Raw genomic sequence first — 19,195 nt, forward strand, 5'->3', positions numbered from 1 at the left:
GTTTCCGTGGCGAACGGCCAGTGGTCCGTTCTACCTATTTTCGGAAGGGCTACTGGCCGTTCGCTACCGTGCAACCGATAGCCGAGAGGCGAGGCGGCTCTTCCGCACGTCCCGAATCTTAACACCCGACAAAGCTCTCCTAACGAAATCCTAACTAAGAAACCCCTGTCCCCGGTTTCACCGCTGTTCCTGTCTGGACGAGAACAAACAGAGAATATAAAAGAACATTACAGAAACACGGGAGACCAAGATGCTCGATTTTGTCAAAGACCTCGCCGCTTTCGTTACCCTTGGCGCCTTCACCATCGGCTCGTTGACCTGGATGGATATCATCACCCATCTCGTGTGATCCGCTGTGGATTGAAGCAACGGTGGTTTGACCCGGGCAAAGTGCTGCCGCAGGGTCAAATCAGGAGATCCATATGCGCGGCCCTGGCTTCATTCACCTTCACGTTCATTCCGCTTTTTCCCTGCTTGAAGGGGCATTGCAGCTTGAGACCATTCTCAAGCTGGCCGCCGAAGACGAACAGCCGGCGCTCGGCATAGCCGACACCAACAATCTCTTCGGTGCCCTCGAATTTTCTGAGAAGGCCACCAAAAAAGGCATTCAGCCTCTTATCGGCGTCGAACTTGCGGTCGATTTCGCGGCTGCCGAAGAAAGGGTCAGCGAACGGGGACATACGGCCTGGACGGGCAAGTCCAGCATTGTCTTGATGGCGCAATCCGAAGAGGGGTTTTCCAATCTCTCGCAACTGGTCTCACGCGCCTATCTTGAGGGCGAGGATGGCATGGCCCGGGCGAATTTGGACTGGATGACACGCGAAAGCCTGTCGGGCCTCATCTGTCTGTCTGGCGGTCCCGAAGGCGGCATCGACATGGCTTTCGCCAATGGACAGGACGCCAATGCGACCCGACGGCTGGATCGGCTGGTCGATCTGTTCGGCGACCGCTTCTATATCGAATTGCAGCGTCACGGCCGGCCAATGGAGACGACGGTCGAACCGCGCCTGGTGGACTATGCCTATCGCAAGGGCGTTCCGCTGGTGGCTACCAACGAACCCTTCTTCAGGACCGAGAAGGAATATGAGGCGCATGATGCTCTGCTGGCAATTGCCGGCAGTTCCGTGCTCGCCCAGACCGAGCGGCGCAAGCTCAACGACCAGTATTATTTCAAGACCCGGGCGGAAATGGTCGAGCTGTTCTCCGACCTGCCCGAAGCCCTCGATTCGACCATCGAGATCGCCAGGCGCGTGGCTTACCGCCCGCGCACCCGCGGGCCGATCCTGCCTAAATTTGCTGCTGGTTCACACGCCACTGAAGACGAAGTGGTTGCCGCCGAGGCCGCCGCCCTGCGCAAGATCGCTGTCGAGGGGCTCGACAAGCGCCTCGAGATCGTCGGCCTGGCACCGGGCAAGGAAGAGAAGGAATATCGCGAGCGGCTCGATTTCGAACTGGGCATCATCGAGAAGATGAAATTCCCCGGCTACTTCCTGATCGTGGCCGACTTCATCCAATGGGCCAAGGCCCACAATATACCGGTCGGGCCGGGGCGTGGCTCGGGCGCCGGCTCTCTGGTGGCCTATGCCACCACCATCACCGACCTCGATCCCCTCCGCTACAATCTGCTGTTCGAACGCTTCCTCAATCCCGAACGCGTTTCGATGCCGGACTTCGATATCGACTTCTGCCAGGACCGGCGTGAGGAAGTCATCGATTACGTCCAGGACAAATACGGCTCCAGCCAGGTCGCCCAGATCATCACCTTCGGAACTCTGCAGGCCCGCGCCGTGCTGCGCGACGTCGGCCGCGTGCTGCAGATGCCCTATGGCCAGGTCGACCGCATCTGTAAGCTCGTGCCCGCCAACCCGGCCGATCCCTGGTCCATTGAGCGCACCATGAAAGAGGTGCCACAGTTCAAGCAGATGGCCGATGAGGACGAGACGGTCGGGCAGTTGGTGGAGATCGCCAAGGCTCTCGAAGGCCTGTTCCGCCACGCCTCGACCCATGCCGCCGGCATTGTCATCGGTGACCGGCCCCTCCAGGAACTGCTGCCGCTGTACCGCGATCCGCGCTCCGACATGCCGGTCACCCAATACAACCTGAAATGGGTTGAGCCTGCGGGCCTGGTCAAGTTCGACTTTCTGGGTCTCAAGACCCTGACGACCATCCGCTATGCGGTAGACATGGTGAAGCAGCGGGGGATCGAACTCGACATCGACGCCATCGATATTGAGGACGCTGCCACCTACAAGCTGTATGCACGTGGCGACACCTACGGCATCTTCCAGTTTGAAAGCGCGGGCATGCGTCGCGCCTTGATGGATCTCAAGCCCGACCGCATCGAAGACCTGATCGCCATGAACGCGCTCTATCGGCCCGGCCCGATGGACAATATCCCCAGCTTCATCAACCGCAAGCATGGCACCGAGGAGGTTGTTTACCCCCATCCTGCGCTGTCCGAAGTGCTGGACGAGACCTACGGCATCATCGTCTATCAGGAGCAGGTGATGCAGATCGCCCAGCTTCTTTCGGGCTATTCGCTCGGCGAAGCCGACATGCTGCGCCGCGCCATGGGCAAGAAGATCAAGGCGGAGATGGACAATCAGCGCATCCGCTTCCGCGAGGGTGCGGGTCCCAACGGGGTGAGCGCCGCGCTCGCTGACGAGATCTTCGACCTGTTGGCCAAATTTGCGAATTACGGCTTCAACAAGAGCCACGCTGCTGCATATGCCTGGGTCAGCTATCAGACCGCCTATCTCAAGGAGCATTTCCCGCACGAATTCTATGCGGCCTCAATGACCCTCGATATGGCCCAGACCGACAAGCTCTCCGATTTCCGGCGCGAGGCCGGCAAGAAGGGCATTGAGGTGGTTCCGCCCTGCGTCAACCAGTCCGAGGTGGTGTTTTCGGTCAAGGATGATCGGGTCCATTATGGCCTTTCGGCGGTCAAGGGCGTCGGCAGGGCCATGGCCGAGCACATTGTCGAAGTACGCGGTGATCAGCCTTTCAAGGATCTGGGGGACTTTGCCCGGCGGGTCGATCCGCGCGTGCTCAACAAACGCACGCTCGAAACCCTGGTCAATGCCGGCGCGTTCGACTGCCTTGTTCCTCGTCGGGAGATTGCGTTTGCCGCTGTCGAATCGGTCATCGGCACGGCCCAGGCCCTCACGGCCGATCGTAGCTCCGGCCAGGTCTCGCTGTTCGGCGGCGTGGAGGAAGAACCATTCCGTCTGCCGACGGGGGTCGCTGTCTGGAATTCAACCGAACGGGCCGATCGCGAACTCTCGGCCATCGGCTTCCACCTCTCGGCCCATCCCCTCGATGCATATGCCGACCTGTTCGAAAAGCTCCGCGTCCAGCGCTGGAGCGATTTTGAACGGGCCGTAAAGGACGGCGCGGGGGCAGGGCGCCTGGCCGGCACGATTTCATCGCGTAACGACAGGCGTACGCGTAAGGGCACGCCGATGATGATCCTGACCCTGTCGGATCAGAGCGGCACCTATGAGTGCATTGCCTTTTCTGAGCAGATCAACGAGTTCGGCGCCATCCTGCAGCCAGGCAATTCGGTCATTTTGCAGGTCGGGGCCGATGAGCGCGCCGAAGGCATCAGCGTGCGCCTGATATCCGCCGAACCCATTGAAGGCATGGCCGAGCGGATCGACCGGCAATTGACCGTATTCCTTGCGGATCCACAGGCCCTGGGCCCGACCAGCGCGCAACTCAAGCGCGGCGGCAATGGCACGGTCAATTTCGTGGTGATCCGGGATGGGGGCGCGCGCGAATACGAGATCGAACTGCCCGGCAAGTACAATGTCACGGCGGAGGTCGCCGGCGGCATCAAGGCTCTGGAAGGTGTGACGGATGTGCGCTTCGCCTGAAACGAACGCGGGGGAGGCGAGCCTTTGGGGGCCCTTCCTCCCTCGCTCAGGGGCTCTCACCCTTGACCCCGCGTCTGGGCGCGGGTCTATGGTTAATCAATACCACAATAGCGCCTCGGGTTGCTTGAAATTGTTGTGAATGCCGTAGGCGCCCGTCGCTCGGCCATATCTGGGTTGCTTCCGGCACCGCCTTGGCATATAGCAGCCACGCGTTCGGCATGGGTCGAACGTGATTTCACACACGAAGCAGGCTTTTCCCTTGCGGAAAATCCAACCGGTGGCGGGTCCCGCTGCAAGGCTTCGTGGAGGCATCAACCGGTAAAGGAGCAGCCCATCATGGCACTGCCAGAATTCTCCATGCGTCAGCTTCTCGAAGCTGGCGTGCACTTCGGCCACCAGAAGCATCGCTGGAACCCGAAGATGGAACGCTACATTTTCGGCGTTCGCAACGACATTCACATTCTCGACCTGAGCCAGACCGTGCCGGCCCTGAGCCGCGCCCTGCAGCTCGTGTCCGACACCGTGGCCGATGGCGGTCGCGTGCTGTTCGTCGGCACCAAGCGTCAGGCTGCCCCGCTGGTGGCTGACGCGGCCAAGCAGTCGGCCCAGTACTACGTCAACTCCCGTTGGCTCGGTGGTACGCTGACCAATTGGCAGACCATCTCCAACTCGATCGCCCGCCTGCGCGAGCTCGAGTCGATGAGCGAAGCTGATCTGGCCCTGCGCACCAAGAAGGAGCGCCTGATGATGTCCCGCGAACAGGAGCGTCTCGAGCGCGACCTGGGCGGCATCAAGGACATGGGCAACCTGCCCAACCTCCTGTTCGTGATCGACACGAACAAGGAAGAGAACGCAATCAAGGAAGCCCGTCGCCTGGGCATCCCGGTCGTCGCCATCGTCGACACCAATTGCGATCCCGATATCGTTGACTACGCCATCCCCGGCAATGACGACGCCAGCCGCGCTCTCGAGCTCTATGTCTCGCTGATCTCGCGTGCTGCCATTGACGGCATCGGCCGCTCTTCGAGCGCCCTTGGCGCCGATCTGGGTTCGTCTGACGAGGCTCCCGCCGAGGACCTGCCGACCGAAGGCGACGCAACCGTCAACTAATCTTCGTGCAGGCGTGCCTTCCTGTGGGGAGGCACGCTCCGCCCGATTCCGGGCAAGTACCCACTCGAATAAGCCGCCCCGAGAGGGGCCGCCAAGAGGTGAACCCATGGAAATCACTGCTGCAATGGTCAAGCAGCTCCGCGACTCGACTGGTGTCGGGATGATGGACTGCAAGAAGGCCCTGGCTGAAACCAATGGCGACATGGACGCCGCCATTGACTGGCTGCGCACCCGTGGCCTGGCAAAGGCCGCCAAGAAGGCAGACCGCGTCGCTGCTGAAGGTCTGGTTGGCGTCATCACTGCCGGCACCAAGGCCGCTGCCGTTGAAGTCAACTCTGAAACCGATTTCGTTGCCCGCAACGAGCAGTTCCAGAACATCGTCGAAGCCGTCTCCAAGCTGGCGCTCGATGCTGATGGCGATGTCGTCAAGCTCGGTGAAATGCCGTTCCCCGGCACCGGCCACTCGGTTTCCGCAGAACTGACCGAAGCCATCGCCAAGATCGGCGAGAACATGAACCTGCGCCGCACCGAGACCGTTTCGGTCACCGACGGCGTGGTCGAGAGCTATGTTCACAATGCGGTCAAGCCCGGCATGGGCAAGATCGGCATTCTGGTCGCTCTCGAATCGACCGGCGACAAGGCCGCTCTGTCGGCTCTCGGCAAGCAGCTTGCCATGCACATCGCCGCCGCCCAGCCCCAGGCCATCTCGCCCGACGAGCTGGACCAGGAAGTTGTAGCCCGTGAGCGCGCCATCATCCTCGAGCAGGTCAAGGAAAGCGGCAAGCCCGCTGACATCGCCGAGAAGATGGTTGAAGGCCGTATGCGCAAGTACTTCGAAGAAGTCACCCTGCTCAGCCAGGTTTTCGTCATCGACGGTGAGACCAAGGTTGGCGACGCGATCAAGAACGCCGAGAAGGACGCTGGCGCCCCGATCAAGCTCACAAAGTTCGTGCGCTATGCCCTGGGCGAAGGCATCGAGAAGGTCGAAAGTGACTTTGCCGCAGAAGTCGCGGCCACCGCTGGCACCAAATAAGCCAGACGAAATTGGGGAATGGGCGACTTCGCCCGTTCCCACGCTCTCCGGAAAGGCCGCTTTTCTGGATTGAGCTCTTCCACTTCAAATTATTTCAGCATGCAGCCTTGGCTTCATTTGCCGGGCAATTTGCCATAGGGTTTGCCGGGTCCGCCGGAATCGGTGGCCCGCTCATCAAAGATCAAGGGGTCCCCATCAATGCCATCCGCACATAAGCGCATCTTGCTCAAGGTTTCGGGTGAAGCGCTGGCGGGAGACAATTCTTTTGGCATTGAACCGCCATACCTGCAGCGCATTGCCGGCCAGATTGCCGACGTGGCACGCACGGGCGTCGAGGTTGCCATTGTGGTGGGTGGGGGCAATATTTTCCGAGGCATGGCCGGTGCGGCTGACGGCACCGACCGCGTGACCGCCGACCTGATGGGCATGCTGGGCACCATGATCAACGCCTTGGCCCTGAGCAACGCCATTACCCGCCACGGTGTCAAATCCAAGCCGTTCAGTGCAGCAACCATGCCATCGGTTGCAGATACTTTTACCGCGCGCGACGCCAAGCTGGCACTCGAAGAGGGCTTTGTCGTTGTCCTGGGCGGCGGAACGGGGAATCCGTTCTTCACCACCGATACCGCAGCGACCCTGCGCGCTATTGAGCTTGAATGCGACATGGTGCTCAAAGGAACCAAGGTCGACGGGGTCTATTCGGCCGACCCGATGAAGGACCCGACCGCAACCCGCTACACACAGATCAGCTATGATGACGTGATCCATCAAAACCTCAAGGTGATGGATACCGCTGCATTCGCACTTGCCCGCGACAACTCCATGCCGATAATCGTATATGCATTGGACGACAAGGCGGGCCTTGCTGGTGTATTGGAGGGCAAGGGCCTGTCCACGCGCGTGGGCAATCCGCTTTAGACGCCTGCTTGCAGGCGCCGTCGGCCCCACATTATGGGTGTTGATGAACCCGATGAACGCCAGAGAACGGGCACAAGACCCGGGCCGGCAATGGACTGGAAGGAAACAGCAATGGCCTCGAGCTACGATCTCAACGACCTCAAGACGCGCATGCAGAAGTCCGTCGCGTCTCTCAAGGATGAGTTGGGTGGCCTGAGGACCGGGCGCGCAAGCGCCAGTCTCCTCGACCCTGTGACGGTGGAAGTCTATGGCTCGCGTATGCCGCTCAATCAGGTAGCGACAGTGACCGTGCCCGAGCCCCGGATGCTCTCGGTGCAGGTCTGGGACCGGTCCAACGCCAATGCCGTCGAGAAGGCCATTCGTGACAGCGGCTTGGGGCTGAACCCGATGGGCGAAGGACAGATCATTCGCGTGCCGTTGCCCGAACTGAATGAACAGCGCCGCAAGGAGCTTGCCAAGGTTGCCCACACCTATGCCGAGCAGGCGCGCGTCGCTGTGCGCCACATTCGTCGCGACGGCATGGATGCCTTGAAAAAGGCAGAGAAAGACGGCGACATGAGCCAGGACGACGCCAAGAAGCAGTCCGATCTCGTTCAAAAGGCCACCGATGACTCCGTCGCCGAGATTGACACCATCGTTGCGACCAAGGAACAGGAGATCATGCAGGTCTAGGGGATCACATGGTCTCGCGCCGGGAGGGCGTTGATGGCAGGGGAACCGGCCGCCAGTATGAAAGTTGAGCCAGGTGCGGGGTTGAAAATCCCGCGCCATATTGGCGTCATTATGGATGGCAATGGCCGCTGGGCCAGGCAACGCGGCAAGCGGCGGACCGAAGGTCATGTCGAGGGTGTCAAATCCCTGCGTGGGCTGGTCGAACACTGCGTCACCTATGGCGTACCCTGCCTGACGGTGTTCAGTTTTTCGTCGGAAAACTGGTCGAGACCCTCCGATGAAGTGTCTTTCATCTTCAACCTGTTGCGGCGCTTTGTTGCATCAGATCTGCAGCGACTGATTCGCAACAACGTGCGTGTTCGGATCATTGGTTCGCGCGTCGGGCTGGAACCGAGCCTCGTCAAGTTGATTGACGATGTCGAAGCCAAGACGCAGGCCAATACGGGACTGACCCTTGTTGTCGCGTTCAACTATGGTAGCAAGGCCGAGATTGTCGCTGCAGCCCGTCACCTGGCAGAGGAAGTGGCTGCAGGGCGCCTGAGCCCTGACGACATCGACGAGCAACGGCTTGGCGACGCGCTTTATACGGCTGGTCTGCCTGATCCGGACGTAATCATCCGCACCAGTGGCGAACAGCGTCTGTCCAATTTCCTGCTCTGGCAGGCGGCCTATGCAGAGTTCGTGTTCGTCGATGAGCACTGGCCCGATTTCGATGAAGCCAGCTTTGTGCGTGTGCTTGAAACGTACACCCAGCGCGACCGGCGCTTTGGCGGTATTGGGGCGGACGCGCGTTGAGCGGGCAGGGGGACCCGAATGCTGATCAGCCGGCCCCAGCCCGGCGGTCCTGGGCCGATATCGGGCCGCGACTCGCTTCTGCTGCTGTTCTGATTGCGCTGACCGCGACAGCGCTTGTCGTTGGCAGCTATCTCTTTGCCGCGGTTGTGGGCGCGGTCTATGCCCTTGCCTATCGCGAATGGGAGACAATGGTGACCCGCGCGCCGCTGACCCCACGGGGCATGGTGTTGATCGGGCTCGTGGCGCTGTCCGGCCTGCTCTACCCACTCGTCGGCCTCTGGGGACCAACAGGGGCAATTGTTCTGGCGTGTGGCCTGACATTCACCATGGAGCGGGAGCACATGGTCTGGCGGATTGTCGGGCTGGTGCTGTTCGTGGCGCTGATAACCTCTCTCATGGCCATGCGTGGCACCGGGACGGCAGGAATTTGGGCCGGCCTTTATCTTGGCACGGTGGTCTGGATGACCGATTCTGCAGCCTTCTTTGCAGGCCGCCAGATTGGCGGTGAAAAGCTGGCCCCCGACATTTCGCCATCCAAGACCTGGTCGGGCGCCCTGGGCGGGCTCGCTCTTGGTACTGGTGCGGGGCTGGTGGTCTGGCTCTGGCTGACCGACTCACCGATCTGGATTGGTATCCTTCTCTCTGCGACGATCAGCGTACTCGCTCAGGCCGGCGATCTGGCCGAGAGTGCGATCAAGCGCTTCTTCCGCATCAAGGACAGCGGCGACATTATTCCCGGACATGGCGGGCTGATGGATCGCCTGGACAGTCTCACATTCGGCGTGTTTCTGGTCGTAATAGTGGGCGCAACCCATGCCGGGTTCGAGGCGATAGCGGCGGGATTGCTCCACTGGTAGCGCCAGCCCGTACCGAACTGTGAGAGTATTGGAATCCAATGTTTGATTTCGCCTACTGGCTGCTGTCTTATCTCGTTCCATTCCTCGTCGTTTTGACGGTTATCGTCTTCGTCCACGAGATGGGCCATTATCTGGTAGCCCGCTGGAATGGTGTGGCCATCCACACCTTCTCGGTTGGCTTTGGGCGCGAGTTGGTGGGCTGGAACGACCGGCACGGCACGCGCTGGCGTATCTCCGCTATCCCATTGGGGGGCTATGTCCGCTTTGTTGGCGACATGAACCCGGCCAGCGTGCCTGACCCGGAGGCCGCCGCAAAGGTGGACCCGGCCCTGGCGCCGCGCCTCTTCGTCAACAAAAACGTCTGGCAACGCATTGCGATCGTCGCCGCCGGCCCGCTTGCCAATGTCCTGCTGACCTTCCTGATTCTCTATGCCCTTTTGCTCGGCTATGGGCGCTACACGATCCCGCCGGTCATCAGCGAGGTCGTCTCCGGCTCGGTCGCCGAAACGGCGGGCTTCCTGCCGGGCGATAAAATCGTGGCAGTCGATGGCTATGCTGTTCGCGGCTTTGAAGATTTCCAGCGCTATGTCGCCACCAGTCCAGAACGCCCGGTGGTGGTGGACCTTGTGCGCAGCGGTGCGCAACGAACGCTTACCTTGGTCCCCGAAGCTGTTGAAATCGAGGATCGATTCGGCAATGACCAGCGGATTGGCCGGATCGGGGTCTCTCGTGACGTTGAAGAAACAGATGTGACACTTTACCGTCCTGGCCCCGTCGAGGCAGTCGGCATGACCTTCGAGGAGATCCGGTTCATCGTGCAGCGCACGGGCGCCTTCCTGGGCGATTTCTTCGTGGGTAGGGGCGATGTCGAGCAACTTGGCGGGCCGGTCAAGGTGGCCAAGGTTTCAGGGGAGGTGGCTACGCTGGGCTTTGTGGCCCTGATCAACCTGATGGCGCTGCTCTCGCTCAATATCGGAATCTTCAACCTGTTGCCGGTGCCCATGCTCGATGGCGGGCACCTGCTGTACTATTTCATCGAAGCAGCTCGCGGGCGCCCACTCAGCATGCGCATACAGGAAATCGGCTTCCGCTTCGGATTTGCCCTTGTGCTTGCGCTCATGGTGTTTACCCTGTTCAACGACACGGTGTTCGACCACTTCGGAATTTTGCGCTAACGCCTTGTTAACCTTGGTTCGCAAGGTGTTGCACGAATACAAGGTCGCCAATGAATTGCTAACCGCGTGAGAAGTCACGCCTTGTTCCTGGTTAAAAAAACAGTAAAACACTTCAATGGAGTTAGCTTGGGGGAGCGCTGTGCATGGCGATTCTTCAAGCGGGTCGCAGAAGGCAATAACAATATGATTCACCCCACCAAGTTGATGCGTGGCGCGGTTTCGGCGATAGCCATTTTGGGGGCAGCCCCAATGGTTGCTGGCGTGCCTGTCCTTGGCGTCGTGACGGCACAGGCGCAGGAGCAATTGGTTGCTTCCGTTCTGTTCGAAGGCAATCGCCGCTTCCCTGATAGTCAACTCCTGACCATGGTCGATATCTCGACCTCGGGAATCTACAGCCAGCAGCGTCTCAACGCTGACATCGAAAGCATTCGCCTGGCCTATGATCGTGACGGGTTCAATTCCGTTTCGGTAACGGCTCGGACTGAGCAGACCACAGACGGTCGGGTGCGGGTCATCTTCGAGATCAATGAGGGTGAGCGCGCAGGGATCGCTGCGATCAACTTCACCGGCAACAATTCCATTGGCGCAGGCAACCTCAAGGGCGCCATGCTCACCAAGGAGTCGGGCATTCTGAGCTGGCTGCTCCGGGACGACACGTATGACGAGCAGAAGATGTCCGTCGACCGTGAGCGTATCCGGGCGTACTACGCCAATCGGGGGTTCCCCGACGCGCAGGTCAACTCGGTTGCTGAATATGATGCTGCCCGCAACGCCTACTTCATCAATGTGACCGTCAATGAGGGTCAGAAGTATGAGTTCGGCAATGTCGGTATCGAAACCAGCATTGGTGGCCTGAACACCGACGTGCTGCGCGGTACGGTTCGTACCGGTCAGGGTTCGACCTATTCGGCTCTCGATCTGCAGAAGTCCATTGAAGATATGGCCTATGAGGCCACGGTCCAGGGTTACTCCTTTGCCGACGTCCGGGCCCGTCTGGACCGCGATGCGGCCACGAATTCCTTCAATGTCACCTATCTGGTCGACGAAGGTGCGCGCATCTATGTCGAGCGGATCAACATTACGGGCAACATCAAGACGCGTGACTTCGTCATTCGTCGTGAGCTCGATTTTGCTGAAGGCGACCCGTTCAACCGTTCCATGGTGATCCGTGGTCGCAACAATATCGACGCTCTTGGCTATTTTTCCAGGATCGATATTTCGACCGCGCCTGGCTCTTCGCCCGACAAGATTGTCCTCAACATCAATGTCCAAGAACAGTCCACCGGCGAGTACGGGGCCACAGCCGGTTACTCCACCACCGATGGCATCCTGGGCGAGCTGTCGCTGACCGAGCGCAATTTCCTTGGCCGCGGCCAGTATCTGCGGGCGGCCATTGGTGCCTCCCAGTCAGGTCGCACCTTCGACTTCTCGTTCACCGAACCGCGCTTCATGGGTCTGAAAGTTTCTGCTGGTGTCGACGCCTATCATCGCATCTATGACGAGACTTCGGTTAGCTATTATGGTTCACAGGTGACTGGTGGACAACTGCGTGTCGGCGTCCCCTTGACCAGCGCACTCAATGCACAGTTCTTCGGCGGATATGAACGCAAGGTCATTGCCGACGTGAAGGACAACCCTGCCAGCAAGTCGGCCGTCGTGAACGACGGTCAGGAGTTCAATAAGGCGTTCGTTGGCTATACTCTGGTCTGGAACGGCGTCGATGACGTCAAAAACCCCACCGAAGGGCTCTACGCTACCTTCTCCCAGCAATATATCGGGTGGGACCACAACCTGCTCCGGACTGAGGCGCGCGCCCGCTATTTCGTGCCGCTCATTCCCGACAGCGGCGTGATTGCAAGCGTTCGTGGTCAGGCCGGCGTAATCAACAGCCTCAATAACGGCAACGTCCATGCCGTCGAGGCCTTCACGCCTGGCTCCCAGCTGATCCGTGGTTTTGAGGGTCGCGGCTTTGGCCCGCGCATGGTCAATGGCGAGTATCTCGGAACCACGATGTTTGCCGGTATCTCCGGCGAGATTGAGTTCCCGATCCCCGGCCTTCCTGAAAGCTATGGCTTAAGTGGCGCAGTCTGGGCCGATGCCGCCTGGATTGGCGATGGCAGCAGTATCGGCACCGGCACGAGCACGATTGCGACCACAAGCAACGACCAGCCATGGCGCACTTCGGTTGGTGCATCCCTTATTTGGGATTCTCCGTTCGGCCCGCTGCGCGGCGATTTTGCCCATGTCCTGAACAAGTCGACCGACGACCGCACGCAGATGTTCCAGTTCACCATCTCGACTTTGCTCTAGTCTGGCCGGTGTAGATATTTTTTTGGAGCCGCGGGGCGGTAGCGCCGCGGCTCCTTCTGTTCAAGTGACATCATGGTCGATACCCGTTTCCATCGCTTCGCCGGTCCGCAGACCCTGGGCGCATTGCTTGCTCTGGTTGGTCAATCAGATTTGGCGGCGGGCCTGGGGAATCCCGATCTCACTATTACCGGGGTCGACGAACTCGAACTGGCCGGGCCGGGCGAACTGGCCTTTGCGGCCCAGCCCAGCTACATTGAGGAACTGCGCGCCACCACTGCTGGAGCCGTTCTGGTTTCGCCCGCTCTCAAGGATGCCGTTCCCGAGGGCTGCATCGCCGTCGTGATCGACAAGCCCCACAACGTCTTTGCCGACATTCTTGACGCGCTCTATCCTTCCAGTACCCGTTCGATCATCGCAGCCGGGCGGGAAGACCTGGGCGCACCGATTTTTGAGCGCGACGTCACCCTTGGCACCAACGTCGTGGTGGGCGCCGGTGTTGAGATTGGGCGCGGAACTGTGATCGGTGCCAATACAGTCATTGGTGCCGGTGTCACCATTGGTCGCAACTGCATCATTGCCGCCAATTGCACCATCGACTGCGCCCATCTTGGCAATGAAGTTGTATTGCACTCCGGCGTGCGCATTGGCACTGAGGGCTTCGGCTGGCTCGATTTTGGGCAGTCCAATCGCAAAATTCCGCAATTGGGGCGAGTTGTCATTCAGGACCGCGTGGAGATCGGCGCCAACAGTACCATCGATCGGGGGGCTCTCGGCGATACCGTGCTTGGCGAAGGCTCCAAGATCGATAATCTGGTCCAGATCGGCCATAATTGCCAGATCGGCCGGAACTGCCTCATTGCGGCCATGAGTGGTCTGTCCGGCTCCACAATCCTGGGCGATGGCGTGTTGATGGGCGGCGGAGTTGGCACCTCGGGCCATCTCAGCATTGGCGCGGGCTCGGTGATTCATGGTCGGGCGGCCGTGACCAAGGACTGGCCTGCCGGGTCCAAGCTTGCTGGTGCTCCAGCGCAGGATATAAGAGATTTCTGGCGAGAACTCGCCGTTGTGCGGAAACTGTCGAAGGGGGAGAAGCGGGGATGAACGAAACCACCGCCGTCACCGAACTCAATGCGATGAACATCGCCGAAATTCTTGAGGCGCTGCCGCATCGCTATCCCTTCCTGATGATCGACAAGATCGTGGAGATCAATGGCGACGAATCCGCCATTGGGGTGAAGAACGTCACGTTTAACGAACCGATATTTCTCGGACACTTTCCGAACAACCCGATCTTTCCCGGCGTCCTGATCATCGAAGGCATGGCCCAGACGGCCGGAGCGATCGTGATCAAGCACGACTCGACCGGTGGCCGGAAGAACATCGTGCTGATGCTCGGGGTCGACAATGCCCGTTTCCGCAAGCCCGCAGGGCCTGGCGACACCATCGAGTTCCACATCACCAAAATGCATCGTCGCCGCAATGTGGGCCGTTACGAGGCCAAGGCCAAGGTCAACGGCACGGTCATTGCTGAAGCTGAAATCACCGCGATGATCGTCGGGGCCGAAGCGTGACAGCCCCGCTGATTCACCCCACGGCGATTGTCGCCGATGGGGCTAGGCTCGGAGCGGATGTTCGCATCGGGCCATATAGCATCGTTGGCAGCAATGTGACGCTTGGCGACAAGGTCGAGCTGGTCTCGCACGCCGTTGTCGAAGGCAACACGACAATCGGACCAGGTACGCGCATCTTCCCCTTCGCCTCGGTTGGACACGAACCGCAGGACCTCAAATTTCATGGTGAGAATTCGCGCCTCGAAATCGGCGCGAACTGTACCATTAGGGAATCGGTGACCATCAATCCGGGCACCGAAGGTGGCGGTATGGTCACGCGTATTGGCGACAACTGCCTGATTATGGCCAACGCTCACGTCGCCCACGACGCGATTTTGGGGAACAATGTCATCATGGCCAACTATGTCGGCGTAGCCGGCCATGTTCAGGTGGGTGACAATGTGATCTTCGGCGGCACCTGCGTCATCCATCAATTCACCCGCATTGGCGCCCATGCCTTTATCGGTGCCCAGTCCATGGTGGATGGCGACGTCATTCCCTACGGAATGGCGGTCGGCAACCGCGCGACCCTGACAGGCCTCAACCTCATTGGCCTCAAGCGGCGAGGCTTCGAGCGCGAAGCCATCCATCGCCTGCGTGCCGCCTATCGGCAGATTTTTGCGAGTGAGGGGACGCTTCGGGAACGCGTGGAAGACGCTGCCGAAATCTTCAGCCAGGATGCCCTGGTTCAGGACGTGGTGCGTTTCATTGCAGATGCCCAGGATCGCCCCATCCTGCTGCCCCGCAACGGCCACGAGACTGAATAGCCATCCGATCCGGAGGCTGCCATGATCGAAAATCTTCGCCTCTTTATTCTGGCCGGTGAGCCATCCGGTGATCGGATTGCTGCTGATTTGGTGGCGCGGCTGCGCGGCAAGATAAATTTGGAGCTGTCTGGCGTCGGCGGCGACGAGTTGGCAGGGCAGGGGCTCGCCACGCTCTATCCCATGTCCGATCTGGCAGTCATGGGGATCACCGATGTCCTGCTCAACCTGCCGCGCCTGCTCTGGCGTCTTGAGCAGACCGCCAGGGCCATACTGGCGGCCAACCCCGATATGGTGGTGCTTGTCGATGCGCAGGATTTCTCGCGACTTCTGGCGGCACGCCTACGCAAGCGCGGTTATACTGGCCGCTTGGTCCTCTATGTGGCGCCGTCGGTTTGGGCCCGCCATCCGGAGCGCGCCAAACGCCTGGCGCCGCTCTTCGATTCCGTTCTGGCCGTGCTCCCGTTCGAGCCAGAGGCCATGGACCGACTTGGCGGCCCCCCCACCAGCTATGTCGGCCATCCGGCACTCGCCGAGGCCATCGCTTCGCTAACGCCACCGGATCGCGGGCCGCTCGTATTGCTACCCGGCAGCCGGAATGGCGAGTTACGCCGCCACTTGCCCGTCTTTGGCGAAATGGCAGCCGACCTCGCGCGCCACGAGGCGGTGACTGAACTCATCATCCCGACCTTGCCCCGGCTGCGCGACAGGCTGATCAGGGAAACCGCCAGTTGGTCGGCGCCAGTCCGTGTCGTTGAATCGCGCGCTGCGCGTAGCGAAGTCTATCAGCAGGCCATTGGCGCCATCTGCGTTTCGGGCACCGTGACGCTCGAACTAGCTCTGGCGCGTGTTCCTATGGTGGTGATTTACGCGCTCGATAGCCACCAATCCCATGTCTACGCGAAACTCGGCCGGCCTTGGGTATCCCTGCCCAACATCATTCTGGGCGAACAGATTGTGCCCGAGTTCGTTGCGGCGCCGCTTTTAGCAAGCCCGGCAAAGTCAGCAATGCGCGATCTGCTGGACAACAAAAAAGCCCGACAGGACCAGATAAAGGCCTTTGACGAGCTTTTTCGGATCATGGAGGCGGGGCTGCCCCCGCATCTCCGTGAGGATCCGGCAGACCGGATCCTTAAGATCTGGCGCAATTAGCGGCTGCTGATCGGATCGTAATCCCGAGCAGTGGCGCCATTGTAGAGTTGGCGCGGACGGCCAATCTTTTTCTGCGGATCGCCGATCATTTCCTTCCACTGACTGATCCAGCCAACGGTGCGGGCGACGGCGAACAGCACGGTGAACATAGAGGTCGGGAAGCCGATCGCATCCAGGATGACGCCGGAATAGAAATCGACATTCGGATAGAGCTTACGATCGATGAAGTATTGGTCCTCAAGCGCAATACGCTCCAGTTCCTGTGCCACCTGCAGCGTGGGATTATTGCCTACCCCAAGGATCTCCAGCACTTCCTTGGCGGTGGCCTGCATCACCTTGGCGCGCGGATCGAAGTTCTTGTAGACGCGATGACCAAAGCCCATCAGGCGGAACGGGTCGTTCTTGTCCTTGGCGCGGGCAATGAATTCAGGGATACGATCCACCGTGCCGATTTCGCGCAGCATGTTGAGGCAGGCTTCATTGGCGCCGCCATGAGCTGGGCCCCAGAGGCACGCCACGCCAGCCGCGATACAGGCGAACGGGTTGGCGTCCGACGATCCCGACAAACGCACCGTCGACGTCGAAGCGTTCTGCTCGTGGTCGGCATGGAGCGTGAAAATAAGGTCCATGGCGCGGGCGATCTTCGGGTCGACCTTGTATTCCTCGGCCGGAACCGAGAAGCACATATGCAGGAAGTTCGACGCGTAATCGAGATCATTGCGCGGATAAACGAAGGGCTGGCCAACAGAGTATTTATAGGCCATCGCAGCAATCGTCGGCATCTTGGCGATCATGCGGATCGAGGCGATTTCGCGCTGCTGCGGATCGTTGATGTCGGTGCTGTCATGGTAGAAAGCGGCCATGGCGCCGACAACTCCGGTCATGATGGCCATCGGGTGCGCGTCGCGGCGGAAGCCACGATAGAAATAGTGCATCTGCTCATGCACCATGGTGTGGCGCGTCACCAATGCCTCGAATTCCTTGAACTGGGTCGGGGTCGGCAGCTCGCCGTAGAGCAGCAGGTAGCACACTTCGAGATAGCTGGACTTCTCGGCCAGTTGCTCGATGGGGTAACCGCGGTAGAGCAACTCGCCCTTGTCGCCATCGATATAGGTGATCGCGCTATCGCACGCTGCCGTCGAGGTGAATCCGGGGTCGTAGGTAAACAGGCCCGTCTTGGCATAGAGCGAACGGATATCCATCACATCCGGACCCACCGACCCACTCAATATTGGGAATTCGTGGGTCTGGTCTCCGATGACGAGTTTGGCGACTTTTTCGGTCATTGAGCTCTCCTCGCTTCACCCCGTTTGTCCGCAGAAAAGGACAGGAAATGCGGTCCCGGGGGCGGCGCCTCTAAAGCGCCGAATTTCCGGTGCAGAGGTATCAGGTCTTGCCCATCGCAAGCAACCGATAGGTGAGTATGACTTATCTATCCGACAGACTGGCGACAGGCTCGTTTATCGTGTTTCACGGAGCCGTCTGATCACTGAGTCGGGCGAGGCTCTCATCCCGTCCGATCAGCACCATGACCTCGAAAATCCCCGGAGAAACAGTGCGTCCGGTGAGCGCTGCACGCAAAGGCTGTGCCAGTTTGCCGAGCTTGAGCCCCTTCTCCTCAGCCAGGGCACGCATGGCCGCATCGATGCTCGGCACTGACCAATCGGCAAGACCCCCTAACGTATCGGCAACGCTCGCGAGCACAACGCGCGCCTCATCGGTCAGCAAGGCCGCGGCTTTTTCGTCCGGCCGGATCGGGCGCAGGGCATAGATGAACTGAGCCAGATCGATCAGTTCGAGCACGGTCTTGGCACGGGGCTGCAACTCGGGCAGGGCAGCTAGAACCGTATTGTGATTGGCCATCAGGCCCTTCGCATCCTCGTCGCGCCCGACTTCCTTGGCCGTGTCGACCATGACTTCGTAAAGATAGCCGGGGTCGGCCTCTCGAATATAGTGACCGTTAATGTTCTCGAGCTTGACGAAGTCGAAGCGCGCGGCGCCCTTGTTGAGGGCCTCGAGGCTGAACCATTCCACCATCTGGTCGGTCGTGAAGAACTCGTCGTCGCCATGGCTCCAGCCCAGGCGCGCCAGATAGTTGCGCAAGGCCGCGGGCAGGTAGCCCATCTGCCGATAGGCCTCGACCCCGAGCGCGCCGTGCCGCTTGGAAAGCTTGGCGCCATCCGGTCCATGGATCAGGGGGATATGCGCCATTTCCGGGACGGTCCAGCCCATGGCATTATAGATGATGATCTGGCGGGCCGCATTGGTCAGGTGGTCGTCGCCGCGAATAATATGGGTCACGCCCATGTCATGGTCGTCGACCACCACGGCATGCATATAGGTCGGGGTGCCATCGGAGCGAAGGATGATGAAGTCATCCAGGTTCTCGGTTTTGAACACCACCTCGCCCTGCACATGGTCGCGCACGACGACTTCGCCTTCCAGCGGCGCCTTGATACGGATCACCGGCTTGATGTCGGCAGGGGCCTCCGAGGCGTCGCGGTCCCGCCAATAGCCGTTATAGCGTGGTGGCTTGCCGGCGGCGCGGGCCTCCTCGCGCATCTGTTCCAGCTCCTGGGGCGAGCAATAGCAGTAATAGGCGTGCCCCATTTTCACCAGCTCGTGAGCCACTTCAGCATGTCGCGCAGCGCGGGAGAACTGGCTGATCGGCTCGCCTTCCCAGTCTAGCCCCAGCCACTTCAACCCATCTATCAGTGCGGTGACGGCGGCCTCGGTGGACCTTTCCCGATCCGTGTCCTCGATACGCAAGAGCATTTTGCCGCCCTTGTTCTGCGCATAGGCCCAGCTGAACAGCGCCGTTCGCGCACCGCCGATGTGCAGATAGCCGGTGGGAGAAGGAGCAAAACGCGTGACGACCTGAGACATGGCAAACCGGAAGGATTTGAGAAATTGCGGGCTGT

15 protein-coding genes are annotated in these 19,195 nt (G+C 60.1%); 13 read left to right on the plus strand and 2 right to left on the minus strand.

From position 1 onward, the window contains the following. Window positions 1-422: 422 nt before the first annotated feature. The 13 genes from dnaE (at window position 423) to GO014_RS03550 (ending at window position 16,274) form a co-directional block, all read left to right on the plus strand. Window positions 423-3,878 carry a DNA polymerase III subunit alpha gene (gene dnaE, locus GO014_RS03490; protein ID WP_157289126.1) on the plus strand — a complete coding sequence of 1,152 codons (3,456 nt, stop codon included), beginning with the start codon at window positions 423-425 and terminating at the stop codon, window positions 3,876-3,878. A 336-nt stretch (window positions 3,879-4,214) separates the two neighbouring features. Then, the gene (gene rpsB, locus GO014_RS03495; protein ID WP_116590431.1) at window positions 4,215-4,988 is read left to right on the plus strand and encodes a 30S ribosomal protein S2; all 774 of its coding nucleotides are present in this window, start codon (window positions 4,215-4,217) and stop codon (window positions 4,986-4,988) included. Window positions 4,989-5,094: 106 nt separating this feature from the next. After that, window positions 5,095-6,021, plus strand: a complete 927-nt coding sequence (tsf, locus tag GO014_RS03500; protein ID WP_116590430.1) for a translation elongation factor Ts — start codon at window positions 5,095-5,097, stop codon at window positions 6,019-6,021. Between the two features lie 198 nt (window positions 6,022-6,219). Continuing rightward, window positions 6,220-6,939, plus strand: coding sequence for a UMP kinase (gene pyrH, locus GO014_RS03505; protein WP_116590429.1), 720 nt, complete (start codon window positions 6,220-6,222; stop codon window positions 6,937-6,939). A gap of 111 nt (window positions 6,940-7,050) precedes the next feature. Further along, a complete protein-coding gene (gene frr / locus GO014_RS03510; RefSeq protein ID WP_116590428.1) occupies window positions 7,051-7,611 on the plus strand; it encodes a ribosome recycling factor in 561 nt (186 codons plus the stop codon). Between the two features lie 33 nt (window positions 7,612-7,644). Continuing rightward, a complete protein-coding gene (gene uppS, locus GO014_RS03515; RefSeq protein ID WP_116590427.1) occupies window positions 7,645-8,406 on the plus strand; it encodes an undecaprenyl pyrophosphate synthase in 762 nt (253 codons plus the stop codon). Further along, on the plus strand, window positions 8,403-9,263 hold the full coding sequence (locus tag GO014_RS03520) for a phosphatidate cytidylyltransferase (protein WP_157289127.1): 861 nt from the start codon (window positions 8,403-8,405) through the stop codon (window positions 9,261-9,263). The genes uppS and GO014_RS03520 overlap by 4 nt, the downstream gene beginning before the upstream one ends. A gap of 38 nt (window positions 9,264-9,301) precedes the next feature. Continuing rightward, entirely contained in the window at window positions 9,302-10,438 is a 1,137-nt protein-coding gene (gene rseP, locus GO014_RS03525; RefSeq protein WP_116590425.1) for an RIP metalloprotease RseP, read from the plus strand. 183 nt (window positions 10,439-10,621) lie between these two features. Further along, window positions 10,622-12,748: an outer membrane protein assembly factor BamA gene (gene bamA / locus GO014_RS03530; protein WP_157289128.1), complete on the plus strand. Its 2,127-nt coding sequence runs from the start codon at window positions 10,622-10,624 to the stop codon at window positions 12,746-12,748. A gap of 72 nt (window positions 12,749-12,820) precedes the next feature. After that, the gene (gene lpxD, locus GO014_RS03535) at window positions 12,821-13,849 is read left to right on the plus strand and encodes a UDP-3-O-(3-hydroxymyristoyl)glucosamine N-acyltransferase (RefSeq protein ID WP_157289129.1); all 1,029 of its coding nucleotides are present in this window, start codon (window positions 12,821-12,823) and stop codon (window positions 13,847-13,849) included. Continuing rightward, window positions 13,846-14,319 carry a 3-hydroxyacyl-ACP dehydratase FabZ gene (gene fabZ / locus GO014_RS03540; RefSeq protein WP_104894405.1) on the plus strand — a complete coding sequence of 158 codons (474 nt, stop codon included), beginning with the start codon at window positions 13,846-13,848 and terminating at the stop codon, window positions 14,317-14,319. Before lpxD ends, fabZ begins: the two co-directional genes overlap by 4 nt. Continuing rightward, complete coding sequence (gene lpxA / locus GO014_RS03545; RefSeq protein ID WP_343030747.1) at window positions 14,316-15,125, plus strand: acyl-ACP--UDP-N-acetylglucosamine O-acyltransferase; 810 nt, start codon at window positions 14,316-14,318, stop codon at window positions 15,123-15,125. Before fabZ ends, lpxA begins: the two co-directional genes overlap by 4 nt. A 21-nt stretch (window positions 15,126-15,146) precedes the next feature. Then, window positions 15,147-16,274, plus strand: a complete 1,128-nt coding sequence (locus GO014_RS03550; RefSeq protein ID WP_157289130.1) for a lipid-A-disaccharide synthase — start codon at window positions 15,147-15,149, stop codon at window positions 16,272-16,274. Here the strand turns inward: GO014_RS03550 and gltA are convergent. Next, window positions 16,271-17,560 (minus strand): citrate synthase, encoded by a 1,290-nt coding sequence (gene gltA / locus GO014_RS03555; RefSeq protein WP_116590420.1) that lies wholly within the window; start codon window positions 17,558-17,560, stop codon window positions 16,271-16,273. The genes GO014_RS03550 and gltA overlap by 4 nt on opposite strands. Window positions 17,561-17,744: 184 nt before the next feature. Beyond that, window positions 17,745-19,160 (minus strand): glutamate--tRNA ligase, encoded by a 1,416-nt coding sequence (gene gltX / locus GO014_RS03560; RefSeq protein WP_157289796.1) that lies wholly within the window; start codon window positions 19,158-19,160, stop codon window positions 17,745-17,747. Window positions 19,161-19,195: the final 35 nt, after the last annotated feature.

This window comes from Devosia marina, from assembly GCF_009758415.1.
Classification (GTDB): Bacteria; Pseudomonadota; Alphaproteobacteria; order Rhizobiales; family Devosiaceae; genus Devosia; species Devosia marina.

Bases quoted from the DNA above. Each gene is read 5' to 3' on its own strand.
- dnaE (WP_157289126.1), top strand. From the start codon at position 423: ATGCGCGGCCCTGGCTTCATTCACCTTCACGTTCATTCCGCTTTTTCC.
- rpsB (WP_116590431.1), top strand. From the start codon at position 4,215: ATGGCACTGCCAGAATTCTCCATGCGTCAGCTTCTCGAAGCTGGCGTG.
- tsf (WP_116590430.1), top strand. From the start codon at position 5,095: ATGGAAATCACTGCTGCAATGGTCAAGCAGCTCCGCGACTCGACTGGT.
- pyrH (WP_116590429.1), top strand. From the start codon at position 6,220: ATGCCATCCGCACATAAGCGCATCTTGCTCAAGGTTTCGGGTGAAGCG.
- frr (WP_116590428.1), top strand. From the start codon at position 7,051: ATGGCCTCGAGCTACGATCTCAACGACCTCAAGACGCGCATGCAGAAG.
- uppS (WP_116590427.1), top strand. From the start codon at position 7,645: ATGGCAGGGGAACCGGCCGCCAGTATGAAAGTTGAGCCAGGTGCGGGG.
- rseP (WP_116590425.1), top strand. From the start codon at position 9,302: ATGTTTGATTTCGCCTACTGGCTGCTGTCTTATCTCGTTCCATTCCTC.
- bamA (WP_157289128.1), top strand. From the start codon at position 10,622: ATGATTCACCCCACCAAGTTGATGCGTGGCGCGGTTTCGGCGATAGCC.
- lpxD (WP_157289129.1), top strand. From the start codon at position 12,821: ATGGTCGATACCCGTTTCCATCGCTTCGCCGGTCCGCAGACCCTGGGC.
- fabZ (WP_104894405.1), top strand. From the start codon at position 13,846: ATGAACGAAACCACCGCCGTCACCGAACTCAATGCGATGAACATCGCC.
- GO014_RS03550 (WP_157289130.1), top strand. From the start codon at position 15,147: ATGATCGAAAATCTTCGCCTCTTTATTCTGGCCGGTGAGCCATCCGGT.
- gltA (WP_116590420.1), bottom strand. From the start codon at position 17,560: ATGACCGAAAAAGTCGCCAAACTCGTCATCGGAGACCAGACCCACGAA.
- gltX (WP_157289796.1), bottom strand. From the start codon at position 19,160: ATGTCTCAGGTCGTCACGCGTTTTGCTCCTTCTCCCACCGGCTATCTG.